The following is a 25910-nucleotide window of genomic DNA, read 5'->3' as shown; positions in this document are numbered from 1 at the left end:
TCTGCTCCCCAGGGTTCGCCGCTTCCCCGGGCTCTCGAACACCTGTTTGATGGATAACCGCGATTATCCATGCGATGTCGGGACTGTCGGAGTGATCCGGTAAGCACACGGGGTGATGTTGATCGAGGCGCAGGACGCCTTCTTCCTCGCTCGCCGGTCCAGGAAGGACTCGCCGCACACCACTGTGGCCTACCAGCGGGACCTGGCCGGGGTCAGCGCCCTGGTGGCCGAGGCCGTGGGCAAGGACGTGCCGCAGGTGGCGCTCGACGAGGTGAACGCGAAGGTGCTGCGGGAGGCGTTCGGCAAGTTCGCCGACACCCACGCCAAGAGCTCGGTGGCGCGCGCCTGGTCGACGTGGAACCAGTTCTTCCAGTTCTGCGTGGCCGACGAGGTGGTGTTCGGCAACCCGATGGGCGCGATCGGCCGCCCGCGACCCGCTCCCCTCTCCCCCAAGCCGCTGCGCGGTGAACAGACCCCGGAGCAGCTGCTGCAAGCCGTGGCCGGTGGCGCGCGGCGGGCTCGGGCGCCGTGGCCGGAGCGGGACCTGCTGGTGCTGGCGTTGGGTCTGGTGGCGGGGCTGCGGGCCTCGGAGATGCGGGCGTTGAAGCGGTCGTCGGTGGTGGGGCGGCCCGGTGAGCGGCGGTTGTTCGTGCACGGGAAGGCGAACCGGGAGCGGTCGATCCCGATCGAGGTGCCGTTGGAGCGGGTGATCGAGGCGTACCTGGTGTCGGTCGACCTGCGGTTCCCGGTGGCGCGCTTCGGTGACGAGTCGCCGTTGGTGTTGGGCTCCGACGGCGGCGGTATCGGTCGGGGCGCGCTGGATTACCTGGTGAAGGCGTGTTTCCGGGCGGCGGGCATGCGGGACCGGGTCCCGGCGGGGGCGAACCTGCACGCGTTGCGGCACACGTTCGCGACGCGGTTGGCCGAGGACGGGGCGAACGCGGTGGAGATCATGGTGTTGTTGGGGCACGCGAGCCTGAACACCAGCCAGAACTACATCGACGCGACCGGGGCGCAGCGGCGGGCGGCGGCGGCGAGCAACCGCACGTACCAGGTGTTGGCCGGGTTGACGACGCCGGACGACGATGGCTCAGCTCCCCCGGTGCCCGGCCGATGAGGTGATCACCTGCGTCCGCGGGTCGGTGGAGATGGGGCTGGGTCATGGGGTTTCTCGACGACCGTTCGGTTCGGGTGAAGGTCCTGGCCGTGGTGGCGGTCGCGTCGGTGGGGATCGTGGCGGCCGCGGTGGCCGCGCAGGGGTCCATGGGCACGATGGACGAGAGCGTGGTGGCGCTGGCCGAGCACGGCACGGCGGCCGGTCAGCAGTTGGCGCTGGTGCGCGGGTTCGAGACCGAGGTCCGGATGGACCTGGTGGCGTTGGTGTCCGCTCCCCCGGCCCAGCGGGCGGTGTGGGAGAGGTCCGTGACCGACGACGAGGCCGGGGTGGATGCCGCGGTCGCCCGGTACGGGTCGTTGGTGGGTGGTTCGTCGGACCTGGCGCCTTTCGTGGCCGCGTGGGGTCGGGTTCGGTCGCAGTACGCGCAGGTGTTGCTGCCCGCGGCGCGTGCGGGTGACGCTGCGGCGTGGTGGTCGGCGTATGACGGTCAGGTGGCGTCGTCGGTGGAGCAGGCGTCGAAGGCGTTGGACCAGTTGGAGGCGCGTCGGGGCGCGGACAACGCGGCGTGGCGGGTGGCGTCGGAGGAGGCGTACTCGTCGGGTCGGTTGGTGACGGTGCTGGTGGCGGTGTTGGCGTTGATCGCGGCGTTGGGGCTGGGGTTGGTGGTGACGCGGCGGATCGTGGGGTCTTTGGGGCGGGTGTCGGAGGTGTTGCGGTCGTTCGCGCGGGGTGATCTGTCGGCGCGGGTGGTGGTGTCGGGTCGTGACGAGTTGGGGGTGGTGGCGGAGACGGTGAACGAGGCGGTGGGGGCCGTCGGGGAGACGTTGGGTGAGATCGAGCGGTCGGCGTCGGAGCTGCGGGGCGCGTCGGGTCGGGTGGCGGCGGCGAGTGGTCGGATGGCGAAGGACGCGGAGAGCGGTCGGGTCCGGTCGGGTGAGGTGACCGGGTCGGCGGCGTCGGTGACGCGCAACGTGCAGTCGGTGGCGGCGGGGTCGGAGCAGATGAGCTCGGCGGTGGGGGCGATCGCGCAGAGCGCGGGGCACGCGGTGCGGGTGGTGGAGCGCGCGGTGGTGGCGGCGCGGGGGACGTCGGAGACGATCAGTCGGTTGGGTGCGTCGAGTGAGGAGATCGGGGCGGTGGTGAAGGCGATCTCGACGATCGCTGGTCAGACGAACCTGTTGGCGTTGAACGCGACGATCGAGGCGGCGCGTGCTGGGGAGGCCGGTAAGGGGTTCGCTGTGGTGGCGGGTGAGGTGAAGGACTTGGCGCAGGCCACGGCGCGGGCGACGGAGGACATCTCGCGGCGGGTTGAGGCGATCCAGGCGGACACGGGCGCGGCGGTGGCGGCGATCACGGAGATCAACGGGATCATCGCCGAGGTCAACGACCACCAGCTGACGATCGCGGCGGCGGTGGAGCAGCAGGAGGCCACGACGGGTGAGATGAACCGGAGTCTGGCCGCGGCGGCGGAGGGGTCGTCGGAGATCTCGGTGCACATCCGGGAGGTGGCGGCGGTCGCGGAGTCGGTGGCGGAGGGTGCCGGGGAGACGAAGGGGGCGGCTCGGGAGCTGTCGTTGTTGTCGGCGCGGTTGAACGGGTTGGTGTCGCGGTTCCGGGCCGAGTAGTGGGGTGTGCCGCTCGGGTGGGTTTCTGTCCGCTCTCAAGCGGACGGCCTGGCCAGGGGTGACGCGCTGCGGGGACCTGCTGGGCGGCTCGCGCGGGCGGTTGCTGTTGCGCGACGGGGTCGATGGCGTTGTCGAGCGGGGCGGGTGGGTCGTCGTTGCGACCTGCGCCGCGTTGTTGCCGCTGGTGAAACGGGATGTGGTTTCGGAGGCAGGCACGGGCGCGGCGGGCCGCTTGAGTGGGCGCATTGCGAGGGCCCGAGAGCTTCCGATGGGTCGATGCTGAGGGCGAGCGTCGGCGACTGTGGCTGGGCTGTCCGAGGCTGTGTTCGGGAGCCGCCTGGCCGTGGGTGTCGACACTGTCTTCGCGTGGCCCGACGCTTGTGGTTGACCGTGTCCGAGGTGGGTGGATGGCCGCGGACACGGTCGGCTTCGACAGCACAGTGGCTTGCTGAGCCCTGATACAGGCGTGCTGGTGGGGCGGGGGTAGCCGTTGCGCGTCGGGCGGCGGACGCTTGGGTCGGTGTGCGCGGGTAACGGCGGTCGACCGGTTGGCGAGTGTGCGGGTGGAGCCGGGAGGTGGGGTTGTTGGGCGTCGACGACCAGTCTGGGGCTGGGCGTGGGGTGTTGGAGGGTGGGTTTCGGCTGCTTGATCTCCTCTCCCGCGCGGGGGACGGGATGGGGTTGTCCCAGTTGGCTCGGGAGTCGGGTTTGCCCAAGGCGACCGTGTACCGGTTGGTGGAGCAGTTGGTGGGGTTGGGGGCGGTGCAGCGGTTCCGGGGGCGGTACTTCGTCGGGCCTCTGCTGTCTCGGTTGGGTGCTTGCTGGCAGCCGATCCCCGGGCTTCAGGGTGCCGCGCGGGAGCCGGTGCGGGTGTTGTCGGCGCTGACGTCGGCCGCTGTCGTGGTGACTGTGCTGCATGGGGATCGGGTGCGGGTTGTGTTCGGTACGCGTGGGGTGGTGACGGAGTTGCCGCGGATCCATCCGGCTGACGAGTTCCCCATCTCGACGGCGACGGGCAGGGTGCTCCGGTTGGCTGGGGCCGCTCCGGACGGGGTCACCTCGGGTGAGTGGCGTCGGGCGGGTGTGGAGTTCCGGCGGGGTGGGTCGGTGGTTGTCGATCGGCATGAGGTGATCGCGGGGTTGTGCTGTGTGGCGGCGCCGGTCCTGGGGGCGGATGGCGCGCTCGTCGCCGCGGTCGGGGTGATGGTGGTGGGCGAGCGGGTGCCGCAGGGGGTGGACCAGGTGGTGCGGCGGGCGTCTTCGGAGATCACGCGCAACCTGTCGGTGGGGTGACCCGGTTCGGTGAGCGGACCGTTCGGTTGTCCTGGTGCGCGGCCGCGGTGGACGCTTCCGGTCCGATCTGGGAGGAGGGGGTATCGCATGGCTGATCTTCCGGACGTGGTCGACACGAGGGTGCCCGCGATGGCGTGGTGCAGGCACGAGAACGGCGACGATCACGTGTACTGGTCCCCCAGTGAGCGGGTGGTCGGCCCCGACGTGCGGTGGCCCGCTCCGCAGGTGCTGTTCGACCGGCGTACCAGCGGCACGCCGTCGATCTCCGGTGCCGGGCCGGGGGCGTGTATGGCGTGGAAGGGCAGCGGTGGTGACACCCACATCTGGTACTCGCTGTGGGACGCGGCCGCCGGTGGCTGGGGGCCGCAGGTCGGGTCGGGGTTCGAGACGGACACCTTTCCGACCGTGGTCCGGTTCCGCGGGCACACCCTGATGTTCTGGAAGAACTCCCGTGACGACGGTGGCCTGGGTCGGATCGTGTGGTCGGAGTTGGTCGGCGGTGACTGGGTGAACCCGCTGGGTGGTCCGCGGGTGGCCAACAAGGCCGTGTTGGGGATCAGGACCGATGGTGTCGCCGCTACCTGGAACACCCATGAGGACGCGCTGTACATAGCGTGGCGGGGACCGGGCACCAACACCGATGTGTCCTGGTGGGAGTTGGACGACCGCACCGCGAGTGGTTCCTACCTGTGGCAGGAGAGCGGGACGGTGCCGCACGCGCAGGCGAGTGCTCCCCCGACGCTGGTGTCGGACGGCAACGCGATGTACCTGGCGTGGCGCAACGCCCAGGACGACCACATCTCCTGGTCGATGTCGGTGAGCGGGAACTGGTTCGAGCCCCGGGTGTTGACTGATCGGCGGACCTCGGCCGGTCCCGCGTTGGGTGTGGTGGGCACGAGTGACCTGGTGATGGTGTGGAAGGGCGCGGGTGCCGACCCCGTCCTGTGGTGGTCGCGGTTGCGGGACGGGTGGTTCGGTCAGCCGGGGCCGCAGCAGGCTTTCCCTGACCGGAAGGTGTTCGCCGACCTCCGTGCCTCGCTCTCCTGATCCCTTGCCGCTGTCGCCTCCGTGCGCGCGGAGTGGAGCAGGGGCGCCTGGCCCCGGCGCGGGGTGGGGCCAGGCGGAGGGGGTGAGGCTGTGGACCTGCCGTGCGCCGGGGCCTGGTGGGCTGGTTGACCTCGCCGGGCGGTGGGGGCCAGGTCGGCGGGGTGGGGTCTGGTGGGTGGGGGCGGTTTAGGCTGCGGGGGTGGTCAGGCGCAAGCTCGTGTCCCCCCTCCCCCAGCGGCATGGTCTTGACGCGGCCAAGGTGCGGTTCCCGCTGGTGGGGTCGTGGGGGACGGCGCTGGAGCATCTGGTGGAGCGGTTGCCGCGGGTGGAGCCGGGGCGGATCGAGGGGATGTTGCGGGAGGGGCGGATCGTCGGGGTCGACGGGCCGTTGGGGGTTGGGTCGCCGTTCGTGCCGGGGGCGGTGGTGTGGTTTCACCGGGATCTGCCGGTGGAGGTGCCGGTGCCGTTCGAGGTGGCGGTGGTGCACCGCGACGAGGACATCGTGGTGGTGGACAAGCCGCACTTCCTGGCGTCGATCCCGCGGGGCAAGCACATCGTGGAGACGGCGTTGGTGCGGTTGCGGCGGCAGTTGGGGATCCCGACCCTGTCCCCCGCGCACCGGCTGGACCGGGTGACGGCGGGGTTGTTGCTGTTCGTGGTGCGGCCGGAGGCGCGGGGCCGGTACCAGACGTTGTTCCGGGACCGGCTGGTGTCGAAGGAGTACGAGGCGGTCGCGCCGGTGGGGGCCGGGTTCCCGGTGACGGTGCGGTCGCGGATCGTGAAGGAGCGCGGGGTGATCCGGGCGTTCGAGGTGGACGGTGAGCCGAACGCCGAGACGTGGGTCGAGCTGCTGGAGCGGCGTGGCGAGGTGGGGCGGTACCGGTTGGTGCCGGTCACGGGTCGGACGCACCAGCTGCGGCTGCACATGGCGGGGTTGGGGGTGCCGATCCTGGGTGACGACTTCTACCCGGAGCTGCGGGACAAGGCGCTCGACGACTTCACGCGGCCGTTGCAGCTGCTGGCGCGGGTGCTGGAGTTCCCCGACCCGGTGACGGGCGTGCGGCGGCGGTTCGAGAGCGGGCTGCGGCTGGCGGCGTGGGAGTCGCCGGGGTCCTGGTAGAACCGGTCGCATGCTGGTGTGGGTGAACGGACCGTTCGGGGTGGGCAAGACGCAGACGGCGTGGGAGTTGACGCGCCGGGTGCCGGGCAGTGTGCTGTGCGACCCGGAGGTGGTGGGGTTCGGGCTGCACCGGACGATGCCGCCGTGGTTGCGGGAGGACTTCCAGGACCTGCGGTCGTGGCGGGCGGGCGTCGTGGAGGTGCTGGACCTGGTGCTGCGGCGGCACGAGGGGCTCGTGGTGGCGCCGATGACGCTGGTGGAGCCCGCGTACTTCGACGAGGTCGTGGGCGGGCTGCGTGAGTTGGGGCACGACGTGCGGCACTTCGCGTTGCTGGCTGCCCGGGAGACGATCGTGGACCGGCTCGTGGAGCGCGGGTTCGGGCACGCGGTGGCGTGGGTGGCCGGGCGTGGGGCGGCGTTGCGGCGGGAGAGTTTCGCGTTGTCGAACCTGGACCGGTGCCTGGAGCGGCTGCGGGAGCCGCGGTTCGCGACGCAGGTGTGGACTGACTCGTTGTCGTTGCGGGAGGTGGTGGAGTTGATCGCGGCGGAGGTGGGGGTGGCGGTGCGGCCGGACACGGACTCGGCGCTGAGGGGTTGGGTGCGGCGGGCGGCGGTGGGGGCTCGGCACATCCGGTTCTGAGGGGGCGGCTCTCGTGCTCGGCTGCGCCGTCGACGATCAACGGCTCGCCTTCGGCATTGCGGTGGGGCGCGAGTTTCGAGCTTTGCTCGATGCGGTGGACTCGTTTTGCGCGGGGCCCCTGAACAGACCGTGGCAGGACCGCAAAGCAGGGGCCGAAAAGCATGGCCCTGTCCGCGAACGACGCTACGGCCAGTCCTCCCCCACACAAAACAAGTCCACCGCATCGAGCAGTTGGCACCAGCGACTCCGAGGAGCGCGGTTCGGCCAACGCCTGTGAGGGGCACGTGGGGACAAACGCCGGTGAGGGCCGGGTGGAGACCACCGTCTGAGAGGGACGCGCTGGGACCAACGACCGTGGCGGGGGCGCAGGGACCGGCGACCGCGAAGGCCGGGCGGAGGCATCCGTTGTGGTGTGCGTGGCGTTCTGGCAAGTGGGGATGGCGTTCACATAGGGAGCTCACAGCTCGCGCACACCGCGTTCCCAGGGTGCGCTCCTAGCTTGCTCACCGCTGGTATCCGAACTGACACAGTGAGTGAGGAGCTTTCACCATGCACGATGACGACGAGCCAGTCGGTCGCGTTTTGGGTAGGCGGCAGGCGTTGGCGCTGTTGGGCATCGCGGGGGCGGCGTTGACGGCGGTCGGGTCGGGGGTTGCCGTGGCGGCGACCTCGGGGTCGGACGGGGTCGCGGTCGGGGACTGCGGTGTGGACTGCGTGGCGCGGCCCGAGCAGGTCGAGGGGCCGTACTTCGTCGACGAGAACCTCAACCGGTCCGACATCCGGACCGATCCGGCGACGGGGGTGGCCTCCCCCGGTATCCCGCTGGTGCTGGGGTTGTCGGTGCTGTCGATCCGGGGTGAGCGGTGTGTGCCGCTCAAGGACGCGGTGGTCGACGTCTGGCACTGCGACGCGACCGGGGTGTACTCCGACATCGCGAGTGAGGGGTCGGCGGGGAAGAAGTTCCTGCGGGGGCTGCAGGTCAGCGACCGGGGTGGCCGGGTGCGGTTCACCACGGTGCTGCCCGGCTGGTACCGGGGTCGGACGGTGCACATCCACATCAAGGTGCGCACGATCGGCACCGACGGCAAGCCCTACGAGTTCACCTCGCAGCTGTACTTCACCGACGCGTTCAACACCGCGTACCTGGCGCAGCCGCCGTACAAGGCGAAGGGCACGCCGGACACCACGAACGCGACCGACTTCATCTTCCGGCAGGGCGGCGACCAGCTGACCCTGCGCCCGCACCGGGCCCGCCACGGCTACACCGCCGACTTCACCATCGCCCTGGACCTGTCCGACCCCACCGTCGGCGACGACGACAGCCAGGGCCCCGGTCCTGGACCCGGCCCGGGGCCTGGCCCTGGCCCGACCCCGCCCTCCGGCACCCCGCCGACGGGCATCCCCCCGACCCGGCCCCCGTCAACCACTCCCCCCGCGACCACCACGGCCCCACCCACCACCACCTAGACCGACAGCGGCCCTGCTGACTCCCCCGTCGAGTCCCCGAGCGATCGTCCGCCCGGGGACTCGACGGCCTCGCGGGGGTGGGGCGGCCCAAGTGTGCTCTGACCTCGGGGTCGGTGGACGCCTCGACGAGTGCGTCCCGGTCGGTGGCGTGGGCCTTGCGGAGCACCACCCGGTCGGCGTGGATGAGTGTCGCGGACAGGGTGGCTGGTGCTGCCACAGCGTGATCGCCGCGCCACCGATCGCGTTGGCGGGGCGGGCGTGGGTGGGGTTTGTGTGTTCGGGGCGTCGGCCGGGTATGTCAGGGGCATGGGTCGGTCCCGGTGCGGGGTGGCGGCGGGCCGCGGTGATGAGGGAGGTTCGGGATGAATCCACGGGAGCTCAGTGGTCATGAGCGGCGGGCGCTCGAGGAGATCGCGGGCAGGCTCAGTGCGGACTCGCCGCGGTTGGCGTCGTTGCTCGGGGAGCGGGAGCAGGTGATGGCGCCGACGTTGGCGTCGTTGGGGTTGGCGGTGGCCGCGGGTGGGGTGTGCGCGGTGGTGGGGTTCGTGCTGGGGGCGCCGTTGTTGGTGTTCGTGGGGATGGTCGCGGCGGTGGCGGTGTTGTTGGTGCCGTCCAGGCGGGCGGAGAGCGGGGAATCCGAGCGGTAGGGTCGGGTGTGGCTCGGTTGCTGGGGGATCAGGCGCTGGCTCGGTCGGCGGTGGTGGCCAACCGGGACATGAACCGGGAGCGGGGGCTCGCCGGGTACGCGCGGGAGCTGGGCGTCGACGTCGGTGCGTTGGCGCGGCCGGGGTTGGCGTGGTTGGACCTGTGTTGTGGCAGTGGCGCGGCGTTGTTGGAGTGCGCGGCGTGGGTGCCGGGGGTGCGGATCACGGGGGTGGATCTGGTCGACTTCTATGCCGGGCCCGCGCGGGACGGTGTGGAGTTCGTGACGGCGCCGGTGGGTGAGTGGGTGCCGGGGCGGGCGTTCGACCTGATCACGTGCGTGCACGGGTTGCACTATGTGGGCGACAAGCTGGGGTTGCTGGCGAAGGTCGCGTCGTGGCTCACCGAGGACGGCCTGTTCGTGGCCAACCTCGACTGGCGGACAGTCCTCACCGAACAAGGCAGGGTCACCGACGCACTACGGGCGGCGGGGTTCGACTACGACACGCGGCGGCATCGGATCCGGTTGGCCGGGCGTCGTGAGGTGCGGTGGCCGTACCGGTATCTGGGCGCAGACGATCAGGCCGGTCCGAACTACACCGGGCAGCCGGGCGTCAACTCGCACTACGGTGGCCGATAGGGTGCTGGGTGTGAGCACGCGGTACATCACCTGGGACGAGGCCACCGAGCTGTTCGAGCGGCGCGGTCTGCCGGAGTCCATCTGGGAGAACCTCTACGAGGGCGGGTACGCCCTGCACACCGGCGACGCGGTCGTGGACGGCAACTTCCCGCTCAACAGCGACGAACCGGCCCCGTGGGACGACGTCGCCGACTGGGACATCGGCTACATCGTCGACGGCGACCTGACCATCACCGGCGCCCTCTACGACGTCGACGACGGTGCCGCCGCCCTCGTGGTCCTCGGCGACCTCAAGATGGCGGGCCTGCACACCACCTGCGACCCGAAGATCATCGTCACCGGCAACACCACCGCCGAGGTCCTCTACGGCGAGTACTCCGACAAGTACCTCGTCTTCCGCGGCGACCTACGCGCCGCCGTGCAGGTGTGGCGCTCCGAGAGCGAACCCGACGAAATCGGCGGCACCGCCTCCGGCAGCCTCACCCCGGCCACCCTCAACGCCGCCCGGGTCGACAACACCGCCACTCCCCTGCCCGCCCTGCTCACCCCCGAACTCCTCACCCCCACCGGCACCCTCGACGCCGACGCCCTGCATACCCGCCTGCTCGCCGGTGAGCCACTGCTGCTGCCCTGACACTGTCGTCGAGCCCATGTGATTTCGGCAGCGGTCCGACCGTGAGATGCTGCGCCGGATCAGCGCCTCGTGGAGAAGAGCCTGAAGTCAGCTGCTCGGGTGGACAGGCACAAGTCGCGTGGCGGATGAACAGGTAGTTACTCGTCCGCCGGAGTCCGAACCCTTTCGACATGCCAGCGCAGGTTGGACGACTGGGTTTCGTGCCGGACAAGGGTGTCGGCGGCGCCTGGCCTGGGTCGAGTAGCCCTACACCGATCCGGTGCACCAGCGCTGTGGTCTGGCCAGCGCCGGGCTCGCCACCTCGCGAATAGGACACCCCGGCCTCAGCTGGCACACCCTCGGCGACCACCTCGCAGAGTTGCGCGCCTTCTGGCCGGCGGTCGGCGTCGACGTACGCGGATTGGCGCAGATGAAGTCCAGCCGCGCCTGCGCGGAGTCGGCGGCCACGAACACCGGCTCGTAGCCTGCGTCGTAGTAGCCCTGCACCACCAGCTCGTGTACCCGGCGGATCTCCCGGTCCTTGGCTCACATGATGTCGTCGGGGTCCTCGAAGGTGTCCAGCGGATCCAGCACGAAGATCGCGTCGTCACGGTAGCGGTTGGTGGCGTCCTCCAGCTCTGGGGTGGGCTTGAGGCCGAAGAAGCCTTCCCAGCCGTAGCCGTCCGGGATGCCCCGGTTGTAGAAGCGGATCCCGTGGACGTGCGCGGTGTACTCGGCGACGAACGCCTCCAGCACTTCGAGGGAGTACTCGCGCCGGTCCTCGCGGAGCAGGTGGCGGCCGAGACGTTCGCGGTGCTTGCGGTAGATCTCGCGGCCGGGCTCGCCGTGCAGGTGCGCGACGAACTCCTCGCGGCTCGCGCCACCGGCGGCGGCCTCGGTCAGCCGCGATGCCTGCGCGGGGGTCAGCGCCGGGGTCCACCCGGCCAGCGCCACCAGCTCGTCGACGGCGAGGTCCTGGGCGAACGCCGTGGTGTAACTGATCGCCTCCGCGCGGGCGCCTGCCCAGCGCCAAGCAGCGGTCACCGCCGCGCGGCTGACGTCAACGCGTTCCGCGCGCAGGCTGATCAGCCGTTCCACCGCGAGCAGTTCGGCGCGGGCGGCGTAGACCGCCGACCACAACAGGCTGAGTTGTTCTTCCTGCTCGGCGACTTCCCAGGCGAACGGGTCGGCGAGCACCGGCTGTCGGGCCATGACGGGCGCGAGCCGGGGCGCGATCAGCGGCGAGCGGGTGAACCGGTCCGCGTCGGCCATCAGTTCCGCGGTCAGCGTCGTGAGCAGCTTGGGCTCGACCCGCTTGCGGAAGTGGTGCACCTCGTGCCCGGCCTGCTCGGCCGCCAGCGCTCGTCACCCGTCCGCGCCGAGTCCTCGGCGTGCGCCGCCACCCGGCCGCAAGCCACGATCGACACGGCAGTCAGCCGCGCGCGGGGAGGTATCAGTGGCCGGAGTCGTACGCCTCATCGCCGCCGGCGGGCGGTGCTGGATCTGCGGCATGACCTCCGTCAGCGGCGAGAAGCTCCCCGGCCGCCGCCACAAGATCCGCCTGCTGTGCAGACGCCACGACGAGCTCGTCTTCGGCACACCACCCCAGCCGGATCCGGCAGGCGGCGAGCAGCAGCCCGATCACGGCTGATGCGGAGTCCGCAGGTCAGGCATATCCGCCTGATCTCGACGGATGCCATGACGCCTCTGTCCAGTGTCAACCAGACAGCATTGCGGCGGGCGCTAGCTTGTCTGGTTGACACTGGACAAGCCGGAAGGCAGGTACCGATGTCCAGCGGACAGCGAACCGTCGCGGAGGACTTCGTCGCCATCGGCGAAGACCACGACCGGCAGATCGCCGCGCTCAACGAGGAGAAGGCCAATCAGCGCGGTTTGCGGCTGCTCTACATAAGGCGCCTACGGCGATGTCTTCCACCGCTGACCGCACCCAAGAACACGATCAACTCGTCTCCGGCACGTCGCCGCCGATTTCGGTTGCTTCTCGTCAAGCGCCCTGGGCGAAGGGGATGTTCTCCGAGAGCAGGTGGCGTAGGGAGGCGATCGAGTGCTGGGTGACCACCGGATCCAGGTTCTCGCGGCGCCAGATGTAGAGCGGCAGTGGCTCCAGCGGCGGGAGGTCGCTGCGGGGGATCAAGCCCTGGGGGGTGGTGCCGAAGGTGGCCAGGACGGCGACGCCTTGGCCTGCGGCGGTGGCGGCGTGGACGCCTGCTAGTTGGTTGGCTTCGGCGCCGATCTCGGCGGGGATGTGGTGGGTGGTGAGGGTGTTGAGGGCGGCGGTGCGTAGGGCGCAGGGGTTGTCGAAGGCGACCAGGGGCACCGGGCCCGCAGGGCGGATCCAGCCGGGGGCGGAGTACCAGGTCAGTTCGAGTTCGCCGACGAGGGCGGCGCGGGGGTTGTCGGTGGCGCCCAGTAGCAGCGCGAGGTCCAGGCGGCCGGCACCCAGAGCCTCGCGCAGGGCGGTGCCGCGGTCGAGGCGGTAGCGGACCCGGTGCTCCGGCAGGGACTTCTCCAACGTCGCGGTGAGCCGGGGCAGTAGCTGCGCGGCGGCGTGCTCGGTGGAGCCGATGAGGACCGCGGCCTCGCTCTCCACGCCCAGGCCGCGCAGCGACTCGTCGTGCAGGGCCAGGATGCGGCGGGCGTAGCCGAGCAGGTGGTCGCCGTCAGTGGTGAACCGCGACCCGCGGCCGTCCCGCTCGACCAGTCGCTTGCCGGTGGCGGCCTCCAGGCGGCGCACGTGCTGGCTGACCGCGGCCTGGCTCAGGTGGAGATGGGTGGCGGCCCGCTGGAAACCGCCGCGGTCGGCGACCGCGACGAGGCTGCGCAACGGCACGATGTCGAGAACCTTCGCCATGGTTGGCGAAGCTACCCGAGCAACCATCGCGAACCGTGATGTATCCGCATCATGAAACGTCGTTGGACACCGCGGGTCGCAGCGGTCATGCTCGAAACCATGGACCACGCCGCTGACGCGCTGAGCACGCTGCTCACCTGTCGTCGCTGGCTGGACAACGCCCGCTGCGGCACCGCGATCTGTTCGCCCCGCCCCCGGTAGTTCGGTAGAGCCGCCGCCCGCTCAGGGCCGCGTGCCCCCTCCCCTCGACACCCCTGGCTTCCGCGCGGGGGTGTTCGTCTCCGCGCGCCAGAAAAGAGTGGATCCCCCATGTCCCGTCGCACCCTCAAGCTGGGCGCCGTACTCCTCGGGGTCGGCGGACCCGGCCAGCACAACACCTGGCTCGACCCCGAGATCCCGTCGAACGCCAGCGTCGACATCGGCTGGTACATCGCCCGCGCCAAGGAGGCCGAGGCCGCGAAGTTCGACCTGGTGTTCATCGTGGACAGCCAGTTCATCACCGAGAACTCCCCCCACCACTACCTGAGCCGGTTGGAGCCGCTGACACTGCTGTCCGCGGTGGCCACCCACACCACGCACATCGGGCTCGTCGGCACACTCACCACCTCCTACAACGAGCCGTTCAACCTCGCGCGGCGCCTCTACTCCCTAGACCACATCAGCGGCGGACGCGCCGGGTGGAACGTGGTCACCAGCGGCGACGCGGGCACGGCGGGCAACTACAGCCGCGACGAGCACTACGACTACGCCACCCGCTACGGCCGCGCCCTCGAACACATCCGCGTCGCCCAGGGCCTGTGGGACTCCTACGAGGCCGACGCGTTCCCCCGCGACCGCGACACCCGCGTGTTCTTCGACCCGAGCAAGCAGCACACCCTCGACCACAAGGGCGAGCACTTCTCCGTGGTCGGCCCGCTCAACCTGGAGCGCTCGCCGCAGGGCCAGCCGGTCATCTTCCAGGCCGGTGACTCCGAGGAGGGCCGCGACCTCGGTGCCGCCGTCGCCGAGGTGATCTTCACCCACGCCCCCACCCTGGACCGGGCCAAGGCGTTCCGCACCGAACTGCGCGAACGCGCCACCGCCAAGGGCCGCAACCCCGACGAGGTCCTGATCCTGCCCGGCATCTCCCTGGTCATCGCCGACACCGACGAGGCGGCCCGCGCCAAGGAAGACGCCAAGCTCGGCGGCAAGAGCTTCGAGCGGGCACTCAAGGAACTCGGCCGCCCGTTCGGCTGGCACGACTTCACCCAGTACGACCTCGACGCCCCCTTCCCCGACGTCGCCGAGCTCGGGCAGCGCAGCTTCCGCACCCAGGCCGACGGCATCACCAAGCTCGCCAAGGACAACGGCTACACCCTGCGCCAGGTCGTCGAGCACCTCAGCGCCGCCGCCCGCTCCCCCTTCGTCGGATCCCCGCGGACCGTCGCCGACACCATCGAGCACTGGTTCGAGGAAGGCGGCTTCGACGGCATCAACGTCACCGTCAACGCCCCCAGCGAGTTCGCCCTGTTCACCGAGCACGTGCTGCCCATCCTGCGCGAACGCGGCGTCGTGCGTGACGAGTACGACGCGACCACCCTGCGCGGCAACCTCGGCCTGCCCATCCCCGAGAACCGCCACACCGCCGCCCGCACCCAGACCGCGACCGAACAGCAGGCAGGACAGCAGGCAGGACAGCCGACCGAGCAGCAGGCCGACGAGCCCGCCCCGACCGCCGCCCTCGTCCCATGACCCCCGCCCAGCCCACCCCGGCCCCCACGACCACCCCCGCCACCACGGCGGGCGCGTCACCGCGCTCCCCGAGATCCCCCCGAAGAGAAAGACAGCACATGTCCGCACGCACCACCGCCCGCCGTCTGCGCGGCGCCGTCATCGGGATCGCCGTCGCGGCGACACTGGCGTCCACCGTCTCCGCGTGCGGCAACGGTGGCGCCTCCGCCGCCGCAGGCGGCCCGACCACCCTCAAGTGGGCCTCCTCCTACTTCCCCACCCACTGGGACCCGGTCGTCAGCGGCAGCGGCGCCCAGTTCCGGCTGCTGTCGCTGGTGCACGCCTCGCTGACCCGCACCGACGAGACCGGCAAGGCCGTGCCGGACCTGGCCAAGGACTGGGAGTACAACACCGCGGGCGACCAGGTGACCTTCCACCTGCGGCCCGGGCTGAAGTTCACCGACGGCGAGCCGGTCGACGCCGCCGCGATCAAGTTCGCCATCGAGCGCGCCAAGACCCAGAAGAACTCGGCGCTGTTCGGTGACCTCACCTCCATCAAGGAGGTCGCCGCGTCCGGGCTCGACGTCGTGGTCACGCTCGCCCAGGTCGACCACCAGATCCCGCAGCTGCTCGGGCAGCGCGTGCTGCAGGTCAGCAGCCCCAAGGCCGCCCAGGACCCGGCCAAGCTCGACCAGAACCCGGTCGGCGCCGGCCCGTTCGTGGTCACCCAGCTGGTGCCGGGCACCAAGGCGGTGCTGAAGAAGAACCCGGACTACTGGGACGCGGCCAACATCCACATCGACACCGTGGAGCTGACCTCCGCGCCGGACGCCTCCACCGTCGTGTCCGGCCTGCAGACCGGGGTCTACAACTTCGCCGACCTCACCCCCAGCCAGGCCGACGCGGCGAGGAAGGCCGGGCTGGGGGTGTTCGTGCAGCCCGGTTTCAACGCCTCCAACATCAGCATCAACGTCAACAAGGCGCCCTTCGACAACCCCAAGGTCGTCGACGCGGTGCGTCACGCCATCAACCGCAAGGAGTTCGTCGACAAGCTGACCTTCGGTCTCGGCGAGCCGACCGACCAGCCGTTCCCCGAGGGCTACATCGCCTACGACCCCGAGTCGAAGAACCGCTGGGCCTATGACCCGGCCAAGTCCAAGGCGCTGCTGGCCGAGGCCGGGTTCAAGCCCGGTGACATCAAGCTCGACCTGGTGATCCCCGACGCGCAGCCCGCCGCCGAGATCGTGCAGTCGCAGCTCGCGGCGGTCGGCATCACGCTGACCATCAAGGTCGACAAGAACTGGTCCAAGCCGTTCTTCGCCAAGGAACTCGCGCTGTCGATCTACGGCACCACCGGCCGCGACTCCGCGGTGCAGACCCTGACCGCGCATTTCGGCCCCAACGGCCCGCTCAACCTGAGCACCCCGTACGAGCCCGCCGGGTTCGAGGCCGCCGTGGCCAAGGTCCGCCAGACCCCGCTCGACTCCCCCGACTACCCCGCGGCGCTGCGCGCGGCGACCCGCGCGGGGCTCGACAGCAAGGCGCTGGTGTTCACCTACTCCGCGCCGAACCTGTTCGTGAAGAACAAGTCCGTGTCCAACCTGCCCAAGAACCCGGCGCACATCGACTGGACCGGGGTGAGGATCAGTGGCCGCTGACCCGCTCGCGGGCCGGACGGTCACGGCGGTGCGGGCTCGCCAGGCAGGGTGGCGGGTCCTCACCACCCTGGGCAGATCGGTCGCGATCTTCGTGCCGGTGTTCTTCGTCGCCACCTTTGTGACCTTCGCGCTGCGCTCGCTCAGCGGCCTGTCCCCCGCCCGGCTGCAACTCGGTGAGAGCGCCACCCCCGAGGCGATCCACAACATCGAGAGCCAGTGGGGCCTGGACCGGCCGTTCCTGGTCCAGTACTGGGACTGGTTCACCGACGTGCTGCACGGCCAGTTCGGCACCAGCTGGGTCAACGGCGCCGACGTGGCCACCCTGATCGGCCTCGGTCTCGGGGTGAGTCTGTCGGTGGCGCTGCTGGCGCTGGTGCTCGGCGGGGTGCTCGGGTTCGCGCTGGGCACCCTGGCCGCGCTGCGCCGCTCCACCTGGGTGGACCGGGCGATCACCGGGTTCGTCACCGTGGTGTCGGTGATGCCCGCGTTCGTGGTCGGCATCGTGCTCGTCGAGATCTTCGCCGTCGGCCTGGACCTGCTGCCCTCCGGCGGGTACATCCCGATCACCGAGGGCGTCGACCTGTGGCTGGCGCACGTCATCCTGCCCGCGCTCGCGCTGAGCTTCGACATCGTCGCCGACGTCGCCCGCCAGTTGCGGACCGGGCTGGTGTCGGCCTACCGGGAGAACTACGTCCTCGGCGCCGTAGTGCGCGGCCTGAGCCCGCGGCGGGTGTTCTTCCGGCACGTGCTGCGCAACGGCATCGGACCGGCGCTGGCGACCCTCGGCATCAAGTTCCCGACCCTGGTCGGCGCGTCGGTGGTCACCGAGTGGATCTTCGGGCTGCAGGGCTTCGGCCGCTTCGCCAACGACTCGGCGCAAGCCGGTGACGTCCCGGCCGTGCAGGGGGTGCTGGTGGTGTCGGTGGTGATGGTCGTGACCTTCAACCTGGTCATCAACATCGTGCTCGGCAAGGTGGCGCCCGCGGCGCTGCGGGGGGTGTGAACCGTGGTCCGCCGTGTCCTGTCCCTCACCGCCGGTCGCGTCAGCGCCGCGATCCTGCTCGGCATCGCCCTGCTCGCCGCCCTCGGTCCGCTGCTGGCCCCGCTCGACCCGTTGGCGGTCAGCGACGACACCCTCGCCGGGATCTCCGGCAGCCACTGGCTCGGCACCGACTACCTCGGCCGTGACGTGTTCTCCCGGCTGCTCGACGGGTCCCGCGCCAGCGTCGTCGGCGCGCTGGAGGTCACGCTGATGGCGCTGGTCGTCGGCGCGATCCCCGGCATCCTGTCGGTCTACCTCGGGCGGGTGTTCGAGTGGGTGACCCTGCGGGTCGCCGACACCCTCATCGCCCTGCCGTTCCTGCTGTTCGCGGTCGCGATCACCGCGCTGCTGGGCAACGGCATCACCCAGGCCATGCTGGTCACCGGGGTGCTGGTGTCGCCGCTGTTCTTCCGGGTGTCGCGGGCCGCGACGCTGGCGGTGGCCCGCTCGCAGTACGTCGAGGCCGCGTTGATCTCCGGGGCGTCGCTGCGGTGGATCATCCGCCGCCACGTGTGGGCGAAGGTGCTGCCGCCGATCGCGGTCGCCCTCGCCCAGACCCTCGGGGTCGGGTTCATCATCGTCTCCAGCCTGTCGTTCCTCGGCATCGGCGTGCAGCCGCCCGAGCCGACCTGGGGTGGGCTGCTGGCCTCCGACCTGGGCTACCTCGACTACCGGCCGTGGGCGCCGTTCGCCCCGGCACTGCTGATCATGGCGACGGTGTGGGCGAGCAACCTGCTCGCCGACGCGATCCGCGACGTCTCCGGCGAGGCGGGCCGCGCCCTGCTCAACAGCCGCAAGGTCCGCGCCAACCAGGCCGCCGCAGCAGGAGGTACGGCATGACCACCACCCTCACCGAGACCCCCGCGAACCTGACCGCGCTGGACCCGGTGCTGTCCGTGCGCGACGTGCGGGTGCGCGGGCAGGTCGACGACCGCGAGTTCGTCAAGGGCGTCAGCTTCGAGCTGACCCCGGGCAAGGCGGTCGGCATCGTCGGCGAGTCCGGCAGCGGCAAGACGCTGACCTGCCGGGCCGTGCTGGGGGTGCTGCCCGAGCACTTCGAGGTCTCCGCCGGGCAGATCCACGTCGCCGGACTCGACATCGCCTCGGCGACCCGTGAGCAGTTGACCGACCTGCGCGGGTCGACCATCAGCGCGGTGTTCCAGGACCCGGCGTCCTACCTGAACCCGTCGATCCAGGTCGGGCCGCAGATCGCCGAGGTCGTGCGCGTGAAGAAGGGCCTCAAGCGGCGCGCGGCACGGCGCCGCGCGGTCGAGCTGCTCGCCGCGGCCCACCTGCGCGACCCGGAGTTGGTGTACTCGCAGTACGCCTACGAGCTCTCCGGCGGCATGTTGCAGCGAGTACTCATCGCGGCCGCGATCGCCGCCGACCCGAGGATCCTCATCGCCGACGAGGCCACCACCGCGCTCGATGTCACCGTGCAGGCCGAGATCCTCGACCTGCTGGCCGACCTGCGCGAGACCGCGGGCCTGGCGCTGGTGGTGGTCTCGCACGACCTGGCCGTGGTCGCGCAGCTGTGCGACGAGGTGCTGGTCATGCGCGAGGGCGAGGTCGTCGAGCAGGGCCCGACGACCCGCGTGCTCTACGAACCCCGGCACGAGTACACCCGGCTGCTCATCACCGAGCACGAGCAGTACGGCCTGGAGAAGTTCCTCACCCGGGAGGGGCCATGACGGTACTGCGGATCACCGACCTCGACGTCCACTACGGACTCGGGCGTCGCCGCCGCCAAGCACTCAAGGGCGCGTCGCTGGCGGTGGAGCCGGGCGAGGTCCTCGGGCTCATCGGCGAGACCGGGTCGGGCAAGTCGACCCTGGCCCGCGCCGTCCTCGGCCTGGTCCCGGCCTCCGGTGGGCGGATCGTCATCGACGGCGAGGACGTCAGCGGCTACCGCAACCGGCAGTGGCGGTCGCTGCGGCGCCGGGGCGTGGTGCAGTACGTGTTCCAGGACCCGTTGCGCAGTCTCGACCCCGACCTGCCCGTCGTCGACTCGCTCATCGAGCCGCTGTTGATCCAGGGCGTCGCGCGTGAGGAGGCCGTCGCGAAGGCGCGCACGTTCCTGCCGAAGGTGCGGCTCGACACCGAACTCCTGGACCGGTTGCCCGCGCAGCTCTCCGGTGGGCAGCGGCAGCGCGTCGCCGTTGCCCGCGCGTTGATCACCGAACCCAAGCTGGTGATCCTCGACGAGCCGGTCAGCGCGCTGGACGCCGCCAACCGGGTCGGCGTCCTGGAGATCCTCAAGGACCTGCGCGCCACCGGCATCGCGCTGGTGTTCATCTCCCACGACCTCGGCTCCGTCGCCGGGATCGCCGACCGGGTCGCCGTGCTCTACCAGGGCGAACTCGTCGAGGTCGGCACCGCGCGCGAGGTCGTCGCCACCCCGCGGCACCCCTATACCCGCCTGCTCATCAGCTCCGCGCCGACGCTGCGCACCGCCGCCGCGGACCGCGCCGAACGCGACGCGCTGCGAGCGCTGCTCACCGCGTGAAGGGACACACCCCATGACCCGCAAACTGCGTCTCGCCCTGCACCCGTACGGGGTGGGCGGCCCCGGCCAGCACGGCCTGTGGAAGGACCCCGGCGTCGCCAAGAACGCCAGCATCGACATCAACTACTACATCGCCCAGGCCCAGGCCGCGGAGCACGCGCTGTTCGACGCGTTGTTCATCGTCGACAGCCAGTTCATCAACGCCACCTACCCCGCGCATTACCTCAACCGGTTGGAGCCGCTGACGCTGCTGTCGGCGGTGGCCACCCACACCAAGCACATCGGGCTGGTCGGGACCGCGAGCTCCACCTACAACTCGCCGTTCAACCTCGCCCGCCGCTTCGCCTCCCTCGACCACATCAGCGGCGGCCGCGCCGGGTGGAACGTCGTCACCAGCTTCGACACCGGCACCAGCCGCAACTACGGCCTCGACGAACACCTCGACTACGCCACCCGCTACGGCCGCGCACTCGAAGCGGTCCGCGTCATCCGCGGGCTGTGGGACTCCTACGAGGACGACGCGTTCCCCGCCGACGTCGACACCGGGGTGTTCCTCGACCCCAGCAAGCTGCACGCCCTCAACCACGTCGGCGAACACTTCCGCGTCGACGGCCCGCTCAACCTGTCCCGCTCGCCGCAGGGCCAGCCGGTGATCTTCCAGGCCGGGGTGTCCGAGGAAGGCCGCAACCTCGCCGCGCAGGTCGCCGAGGGCATCTACGCACCCGGCGGCTCGTTCGATGACGCGCGCGCCTACTACGCCGACATCAAGCGCCGCACCGCCGAGGCCGGTCGCGACCCCGACCACATCAAGATCTTCATCCACGGCGGCCCCGTCGTCGCGGGCACCGACGAGGCCGCCCAGCGCCGCGCCAAGGACATCTTCGCCGAGGACGACGACTTCGACCGCAACGTCGGCCTGCTCGGCCGGGCGTTCGGCGCGCACGACTTCAGCCAGTACGACCCCGACGCCCCCTTCCCCGACGTCGCGCACCTGGCCGAGAAGGGCGGCCGCACCGGCGCCGCGCGGATCATCGGCCGCGCCACCGAGCAGGGCCTCACCCTGCGGCAAGTCGTCGAGACGGTCAACGAGCACAAGGTCTCCCCGTTCGTCGGCGCCCCCGGCACCGTCGCCGACACCATCGAGCGCTGGTTCGCCGCGGGCACCTTCGACGGCATCAACCTCGCCTTCCGCAACAACGACGACCTCGCCCGCTTCGTCGACGGCGTCATCCCGCTGCTGCAACAGCGCGGCCTGTTCCGCACCGAGTACGAGGCCGACACCCTGCGCGGCAACCTCGGCCTGCCCATCCCCGCCAACAACAACACCATCCCCGCCAACAACAACACCATCCCCGCCAACAACAACACCATCCCCGCCAACAACAACACCGTCGTGGCCGACAGCAACACCGTCGTGGCCGACACTGACAGCCCCGCCGACGGCCTGGTGGCCGCGCGATGACCGGCGGACGCGACGTCCACACCGTCCGGTTCCCCGAGACCACCCCACCTGAGCGGGTCGACGTGCTCGTCGTCGGCGCCGGACCCGTCGGGCTCTCCGCCGCGCTCGAACTCAGCGCCCGCGGTGTCGAGGTGGCCGTGGTCGACCAGGCGCCCGGCGCCACCCTGGTGCGTGCCGGGGCCATGGGCCACACACCCCGCGTGGTGGAGCACTTCCGCCGCTGGGGCGTGTTGCAGTCGGTCCGCGACGAGTGGACGTTCCCGCCCGAGTGGAACCAGGGGATCCGGCTGATCACCTCGCTGGTCGGCCACGAACTCGTGCCCAACCGGCGCCCCGCGTTCACCGGCACCGCCCGACACTCCGCCGAGGAAGCGCTGCGCAGGCCGCAAAGCGCGCTGCAACAGGTGTTCCTGCGCCACCTCGCGCTGCGCGGGGTGCCCGTGGCGGGCGGGTGGCGGCTCACCGAACTGCGCCAGGACGCCGACGTCGTCGAGGCGGTGGTCGGCGAGGGGCGGGTGATCCGCGCGCGCTACGTCATCGGCGCCGACGGCGGCAACAGCACCGTCCGCCGCCTGGCCGGGATCACCCGCGAGGGCGAGCACGCCACGGAGAAGCGGCTGCGGCTGATCGTGCGCACCGGCGACATCTCCGACCGCGTCGGCCCCGCCCCCAGCGGCACCAACATCGTGTTCAACCACCGCGCCGACGGGTTCCTCGCCGCCGTCAGCACCCGCGACTGGCGCGTCTACGCCGGACCGTTCCCCCTCGACCACGAACCGTCCGAAGAGGAACTGCTCACCACCGCCCAGGCCGCGTTCGGGTTCGACCTCGACCTGGAACTCATCTCCGCCACCACCTTCTACCACGCCACCCGCATCGCCGAGACCTTCCGCGCGGGCCGCGTGCTACTCGCCGGCGACGCCGCGCACGTGCGGACCCCGGGCGGCAACCTCGGCGAGGGCTTCGGCGACGTGGTCAACCTCGGGTGGAAACTCGCCGCCGTCCTCGCCGGACACGCCTCCGACACCCTCCTGGACAGCTACGACCAGGAACGCCGCAGGCACAACTGGCGCATCGGCGACCACGCCCTCGACCGCTCCCACCGATCCCAGGCCACCCTCGCCAAGATCCGGGAGATCGGCGTCCCCGACGACACCGACCTCGGCCCCGAAGCCCAAGCCCGGCGCGCCGCCATCGGTGAACTCATCGCCTCCGGGCGGGTCGGCGCCGACGGGGTCACCTTCGACGAGCGCTACGACGACTCCACCGCCATCTGGTACGAGGACGGGCAACTCGACACCGAACCCGAGTGGCGCTCGGATGTGTACGTCGACGACCCGCGGCCCGGGCACCGCGCGCCCAACGGGCTGGTCGACCCCTACGGCGGCACCCTCTACGACCGCATCGGCAACGACTGGGCGCTGGTGGTGCTCGCCGAGGACCGGGCCGTGGAGCAGGCGTTCGCCGCCGAGGCGTCCGCGCGGTCGCTGCCGTTCACCGTCGTGCACCTGGGCGAGGCGGCGGCGCGGGAACTCTACGGCGACGGCAACGTCCTCGTCCGCCCCGACCAGCACGTCGCCTGGCGCGGCACCGCCCTGCCCGACGGCGGCGCGGCCGCGGTCCTCGACCGGGTACTCGGCGTGCCGCAACCCGCCGAACTCGTCGGGAGCCGGGCATGAGCATCCGGCTCGGGTTCCTCACCCACGTCCAAGGCCGCGGCGGCGACCTCGCCCAGACCTACCGCGACGCCCAGGACCTGTTCGTCGTCGCCGACGAGCTCGGCTTCGACGTCGGCTGGGTCGCCCAGCACCACGTCCCGCTCGGCGGCGGCGGACTGCCCTCGCCGTGGACGTTCCTCGCCCACGCCGCCGCCCGCACCAAACGGATCCGGCTCGGCACGGCCATCACGATCCTGCCGCTGGAAGACCCCATCCGGCTCGCGGAGGACATCTCCGTGGTCGACACCCTCAGCGGCGGCCGGGTCGAGGTCGGGGTGGGAAGTGGCGGCAGCGACGCCGAGTACGCCGCGTTCGGCCGCGACGTCACCCGCAGGCGCGAGCTGACCACCGAGGGGCTGGCGGTGCTGCGCGCGGCACTGTCCAACGAGGAGGTCGGCACCAGCGGGTTCACCATCCAACCGCCCGCCGGGGACTTCACCTCGCGGATCTGGCAGGGGATCTTCAGCGGCGCAGGGGCCGAACACGCGGCGCGGGCCGGGTCCAACCTGCTGATCAACCGCGCCGCCTACGGCTACGAGGAACCCACCGACGAGGTCCAACGCCCGTGGGCCGACGCGTACCTCGCGGCCTGGGACTCGCCCCGGACACCGCGCATCGGGCTGTCGCGGTTCGTCTACCCCGCCAAGGACCGGCGCACGGCGCTCGCGCAGATCGGGGAGGACTTGCACCAAGCGGCACTGCGGTTCCCGGGCTTTCCCGCCGGGCTCGACGTCGACGAGGCACTGCGGCGGTTCCACTCGTTCTACGGCCACCCCGACGAGATCGTCGCCGAGCTGCGGCGCGAACTCGTCCTGCCCGTCGCCACCGACCTGATCACCCAGTTCAACCCGGCCGTCCCGGATCACGACGCCACGATCCGCGCGCTGGAACTCATCGCGACCGAGGTCGCCCCCGCCCTGGGCTGGAAGCCCTCATCGGAAGGAGCGTGAGGTGAGTCGCTACACCGACTTCCCCGAACCCGTCGGCCTGCGCGTGCGCGGCACCGTCATCGTCGTGCCCGGCCGCGGCGAGACCCAGGCCACCTACACCCGCCTCGGCACCCGCCTGGCCGCCGACGCCTACCGTGTCCGCGTCCTCGACGCACCCGACGTCACCTCGTTGACCCGGTTGGCGGACGAGTTGACCGAGGCCGTCGACGGGGCCGACCGGCCGCTGGTGCTCATCGGCGCCGACTCCGGGGCCGCCGCCATCGCCGCGCTCCTGTCCCACGAGACGTCCGCCGCCCCGTGGTGGCCCGACGCCGTCGTCCTCGCGGGCCTGCCCGGCCACACCGCCGCCGCCGTCGACTGGGCCGAGGAACTGGAGATCAGAACCTCCTGCCCCGCCCACCGCGAAGTCCTCACCAACGACCCCGCCGTCTCCCGCGGCGCCCTCCACACCCCCCTACCCCCAGACCTCACCGCCGCCGCCTACAACGACACCACCGACCTCCCCCACCTATTCCTCATCGGCGACGAAGACCCCCTCGCCGACCGCACCGCCCTGACCCTCGCGGTCAAGGCATCCCCCAAGTCCCGCCTCTCGGTCGTGCGCGGCGCCCACCACGACGTCCTCAACGACCGCCAACACCGCTCCGTCGCCGCCGAGATCATCACCTTCCTCGAAACCCTCGGCAACGGCCTCGTCCCCGTCATCGCCGTCGAATCCAGCGCCTGGTAACGGCCGTGTCGTGGCGTCGATCCCCCGGCGCCACGACACGACTCGCCAGGGTCCCTGGTCGGACGGTGCTTTGGTCCCTGTTCCGGTGCCGCCCCGGGGTCCACAGTCGAGGGGTCGGCGAAGGAGAGGCGGCTCGATGAGCGCGGTCACGAGCAGGGGCGTCATCCCACGACAGCGCGTCACCCGGCGGCACGGCCAGCTGACCCCGCGCGACACCCCCGTGCTCGTCCGCGACGTCATGGACACCCAGGTCACCCCCGTCCACCCCGACACGCCCCTGCCCGAGGTCCGCGCCGCCGTCCTCGCCACCTGGCACCGAGTCGTCCCCGTCGTCGACAACGGCAGGCTCGTCGGCGTCGTCTCAGCCACCGACCTGCTCCGCGAGCGCGTCCGGTCCGCCACCGTCGCCGAGACCGCCGCCGATCTGATGAACCCGCCCACCGCCCTCACCCCGCACACCACCTGCGTCGAGGCCGCCAGGCTCATGCTCAGTGCCACCGAGACCGCGCTGCCCGTGGTCCACGAAGGCGGCACCCTCGCCGCCATGGTCAGCGTCGAAGACCTGCTGCAAGCCCTGTAGCCATCGGTACTGTGCCCCGGTGGCCAGGTCGAGCACCGACGCCGGGCTGACCCGACACCACCCAGCCCCGCTCGAACGTGCGTCCCACCAGCCCGGCCAGCCGCGCGCCGTGGACGCCGAGGTGCTCATCCAGCAAGCCCGATACCCCTCGATCCCGAAGTCGTCATCCGCCGGCCTCCATGAGCACCCGACGCAACGGGTCCTCGAAGGTGGCGCGCACCGGCCGGGTCGGGGACACCAGTGCTTGGTGGAGCAAGCCGTCGAACATCGCCGTCAAAGCGGTCGCAACGGTGCTGTCGACATGCGCGGAGAACACCTCGGTCAGCATCGCGTCCCACGCCGTGCTGGCCGCGCGCAAACCCGGGCGGCGCAGAGCAGCGCTGTAAAGCTCGTAGGCGACGACGCTGGATGTGCGGTGCTTGGTGGCGAGGTCGACCAGGAAAGTCGGCCAACTCGACAGCGAGGTCGGCGCCGGGGG

General features: G+C 71.2%; 26 protein-coding genes. 23 read left to right on the top strand and 3 right to left on the bottom strand.

Going from position 1 to position 25910, the window contains the following annotated elements:
• Positions 1 to 115 precede the first annotated feature (115 nt).
• From CLV68_RS15375 to CLV68_RS33920, 11 genes are all read left to right on the top strand, one after another.
• Complete coding sequence (locus CLV68_RS15375; RefSeq protein WP_121392298.1) at positions 116 to 1117, top strand: tyrosine-type recombinase/integrase; 1002 nt, start codon at positions 116 to 118, stop codon at positions 1115 to 1117.
• 44 nt (positions 1118 to 1161) lie between these two features.
• Positions 1162 to 2742, top strand: a complete 1581-nt coding sequence (locus CLV68_RS35645; RefSeq protein WP_121391321.1) for a methyl-accepting chemotaxis protein — start codon at positions 1162 to 1164, stop codon at positions 2740 to 2742.
• A gap of 555 nt (positions 2743 to 3297) precedes the next feature.
• Entirely contained in the window at positions 3298 to 4035 is a 738-nt protein-coding gene (locus tag CLV68_RS15360) for a helix-turn-helix domain-containing protein (protein ID WP_342772781.1), read from the top strand.
• 87 nt (positions 4036 to 4122) lie between these two features.
• Positions 4123 to 5082 carry a hypothetical protein gene (locus CLV68_RS15355; RefSeq protein WP_147460006.1) on the top strand — a complete coding sequence of 320 codons (960 nt, stop codon included), beginning with the start codon at positions 4123 to 4125 and terminating at the stop codon, positions 5080 to 5082.
• Between the two features lie 199 nt (positions 5083 to 5281).
• Positions 5282 to 6202, top strand: a complete 921-nt coding sequence (locus CLV68_RS15350) for an RluA family pseudouridine synthase (RefSeq protein WP_170224380.1) — start codon at positions 5282 to 5284, stop codon at positions 6200 to 6202.
• Positions 6203 to 6224: 22 nt separating this feature from the next.
• Positions 6225 to 6842 carry an AAA family ATPase gene (locus CLV68_RS35640; protein WP_281274667.1) on the top strand — a complete coding sequence of 206 codons (618 nt, stop codon included), beginning with the start codon at positions 6225 to 6227 and terminating at the stop codon, positions 6840 to 6842.
• A gap of 549 nt (positions 6843 to 7391) precedes the next feature.
• Positions 7392 to 8309 (top strand): dioxygenase family protein, encoded by a 918-nt coding sequence (locus CLV68_RS15340; RefSeq protein WP_121391316.1) that lies wholly within the window; start codon positions 7392 to 7394, stop codon positions 8307 to 8309.
• A 362-nt stretch (positions 8310 to 8671) separates the two neighbouring features.
• The gene (locus CLV68_RS15335; RefSeq protein ID WP_121391315.1) at positions 8672 to 8956 is read left to right on the top strand and encodes a DUF3040 domain-containing protein; all 285 of its coding nucleotides are present in this window, start codon (positions 8672 to 8674) and stop codon (positions 8954 to 8956) included.
• Positions 8957 to 8964: 8 nt separating this feature from the next.
• Positions 8965 to 9591, top strand: a complete 627-nt coding sequence (locus CLV68_RS15330) for a class I SAM-dependent methyltransferase (RefSeq protein WP_246009890.1) — start codon at positions 8965 to 8967, stop codon at positions 9589 to 9591.
• A 10-nt stretch (positions 9592 to 9601) separates the two neighbouring features.
• A complete protein-coding gene (locus CLV68_RS15325) occupies positions 9602 to 10225 on the top strand; it encodes a hypothetical protein (RefSeq protein WP_147460005.1) in 624 nt (207 codons plus the stop codon).
• A 259-nt stretch (positions 10226 to 10484) separates the two neighbouring features.
• On the top strand, positions 10485 to 10688 hold the full coding sequence (locus CLV68_RS33920; protein WP_170224371.1) for a hypothetical protein: 204 nt from the start codon (positions 10485 to 10487) through the stop codon (positions 10686 to 10688).
• A 62-nt stretch (positions 10689 to 10750) separates the two neighbouring features.
• Here CLV68_RS33920 and CLV68_RS15320 read toward each other — a convergent pair whose 3' ends face one another.
• Positions 10751 to 11536, bottom strand: coding sequence for an AAA family ATPase (locus tag CLV68_RS15320; protein ID WP_121391313.1), 786 nt, complete (start codon positions 11534 to 11536; stop codon positions 10751 to 10753).
• Between the two features lie 178 nt (positions 11537 to 11714).
• On the opposite strand from CLV68_RS15320, the gene CLV68_RS33915 reads away from it, so the two are divergent.
• On the top strand, positions 11715 to 11855 hold the full coding sequence (locus tag CLV68_RS33915) for a hypothetical protein (protein ID WP_170224379.1): 141 nt from the start codon (positions 11715 to 11717) through the stop codon (positions 11853 to 11855).
• Positions 11856 to 12209: 354 nt separating this feature from the next.
• On the opposite strand, the gene CLV68_RS15310 is transcribed toward CLV68_RS33915, so the two are convergent.
• Entirely contained in the window at positions 12210 to 13076 is an 867-nt protein-coding gene (locus tag CLV68_RS15310) for a LysR family transcriptional regulator (RefSeq protein ID WP_121391311.1), read from the bottom strand.
• Positions 13077 to 13385: 309 nt separating this feature from the next.
• On the opposite strand from CLV68_RS15310, the gene CLV68_RS15305 reads away from it, so the two are divergent.
• The 11 genes from CLV68_RS15305 (at position 13386) to CLV68_RS15255 (ending at position 25432) form a co-directional block, all read left to right on the top strand.
• Positions 13386 to 14807, top strand: a complete 1422-nt coding sequence (locus tag CLV68_RS15305) for an NtaA/DmoA family FMN-dependent monooxygenase (protein WP_121391310.1) — start codon at positions 13386 to 13388, stop codon at positions 14805 to 14807.
• A gap of 98 nt (positions 14808 to 14905) precedes the next feature.
• Entirely contained in the window at positions 14906 to 16444 is a 1539-nt protein-coding gene (locus CLV68_RS15300) for an ABC transporter substrate-binding protein (RefSeq protein ID WP_121391309.1), read from the top strand.
• Positions 16434 to 17447 carry an ABC transporter permease gene (locus CLV68_RS15295; RefSeq protein ID WP_121391308.1) on the top strand — a complete coding sequence of 338 codons (1014 nt, stop codon included), beginning with the start codon at positions 16434 to 16436 and terminating at the stop codon, positions 17445 to 17447. The genes CLV68_RS15300 and CLV68_RS15295 overlap by 11 nt, the downstream gene beginning before the upstream one ends.
• A gap of 3 nt (positions 17448 to 17450) precedes the next feature.
• Positions 17451 to 18326: an ABC transporter permease gene (locus tag CLV68_RS15290; protein WP_121391307.1), complete on the top strand. Its 876-nt coding sequence runs from the start codon at positions 17451 to 17453 to the stop codon at positions 18324 to 18326.
• Positions 18323 to 19177 (top strand): ABC transporter ATP-binding protein, encoded by an 855-nt coding sequence (locus CLV68_RS15285; protein ID WP_121391306.1) that lies wholly within the window; start codon positions 18323 to 18325, stop codon positions 19175 to 19177. Before CLV68_RS15290 ends, CLV68_RS15285 begins: the two co-directional genes overlap by 4 nt.
• Positions 19174 to 19992 (top strand): ABC transporter ATP-binding protein, encoded by an 819-nt coding sequence (locus CLV68_RS15280; RefSeq protein WP_121391305.1) that lies wholly within the window; start codon positions 19174 to 19176, stop codon positions 19990 to 19992. Before CLV68_RS15285 ends, CLV68_RS15280 begins: the two co-directional genes overlap by 4 nt.
• A 13-nt stretch (positions 19993 to 20005) precedes the next feature.
• Positions 20006 to 21454: an NtaA/DmoA family FMN-dependent monooxygenase gene (locus CLV68_RS15275; protein WP_121391304.1), complete on the top strand. Its 1449-nt coding sequence runs from the start codon at positions 20006 to 20008 to the stop codon at positions 21452 to 21454.
• Positions 21451 to 23133, top strand: a complete 1683-nt coding sequence (locus CLV68_RS15270; protein ID WP_121391303.1) for an FAD-dependent oxidoreductase — start codon at positions 21451 to 21453, stop codon at positions 23131 to 23133. The genes CLV68_RS15275 and CLV68_RS15270 overlap by 4 nt, the downstream gene beginning before the upstream one ends.
• Positions 23130 to 24122: an LLM class flavin-dependent oxidoreductase gene (locus tag CLV68_RS15265; RefSeq protein WP_121391302.1), complete on the top strand. Its 993-nt coding sequence runs from the start codon at positions 23130 to 23132 to the stop codon at positions 24120 to 24122. Before CLV68_RS15270 ends, CLV68_RS15265 begins: the two co-directional genes overlap by 4 nt.
• A 1-nt stretch (position 24123) precedes the next feature.
• Positions 24124 to 24852: an alpha/beta hydrolase gene (locus tag CLV68_RS15260; RefSeq protein ID WP_121391301.1), complete on the top strand. Its 729-nt coding sequence runs from the start codon at positions 24124 to 24126 to the stop codon at positions 24850 to 24852.
• Between the two features lie 136 nt (positions 24853 to 24988).
• On the top strand, positions 24989 to 25432 hold the full coding sequence (locus CLV68_RS15255) for a CBS domain-containing protein (protein ID WP_121391300.1): 444 nt from the start codon (positions 24989 to 24991) through the stop codon (positions 25430 to 25432).
• A 163-nt stretch (positions 25433 to 25595) separates the two neighbouring features.
• On the opposite strand, the gene CLV68_RS35125 is transcribed toward CLV68_RS15255, so the two are convergent.
• Positions 25596 to 25871 carry a TetR/AcrR family transcriptional regulator gene (locus CLV68_RS35125; RefSeq protein ID WP_246009988.1) on the bottom strand — a complete coding sequence of 92 codons (276 nt, stop codon included), beginning with the start codon at positions 25869 to 25871 and terminating at the stop codon, positions 25596 to 25598.
• Positions 25872 to 25910 lie beyond the last annotated feature (39 nt).

The organism is Actinokineospora cianjurensis, assembly GCF_003663795.1.
GTDB lineage: Bacteria > Actinomycetota > Actinomycetes > Mycobacteriales > Pseudonocardiaceae > Actinokineospora > Actinokineospora terrae.
Note: the sequence above shows the minus strand (reverse complement) of the source record. Positions and strands in the feature narration are given on the sequence as shown.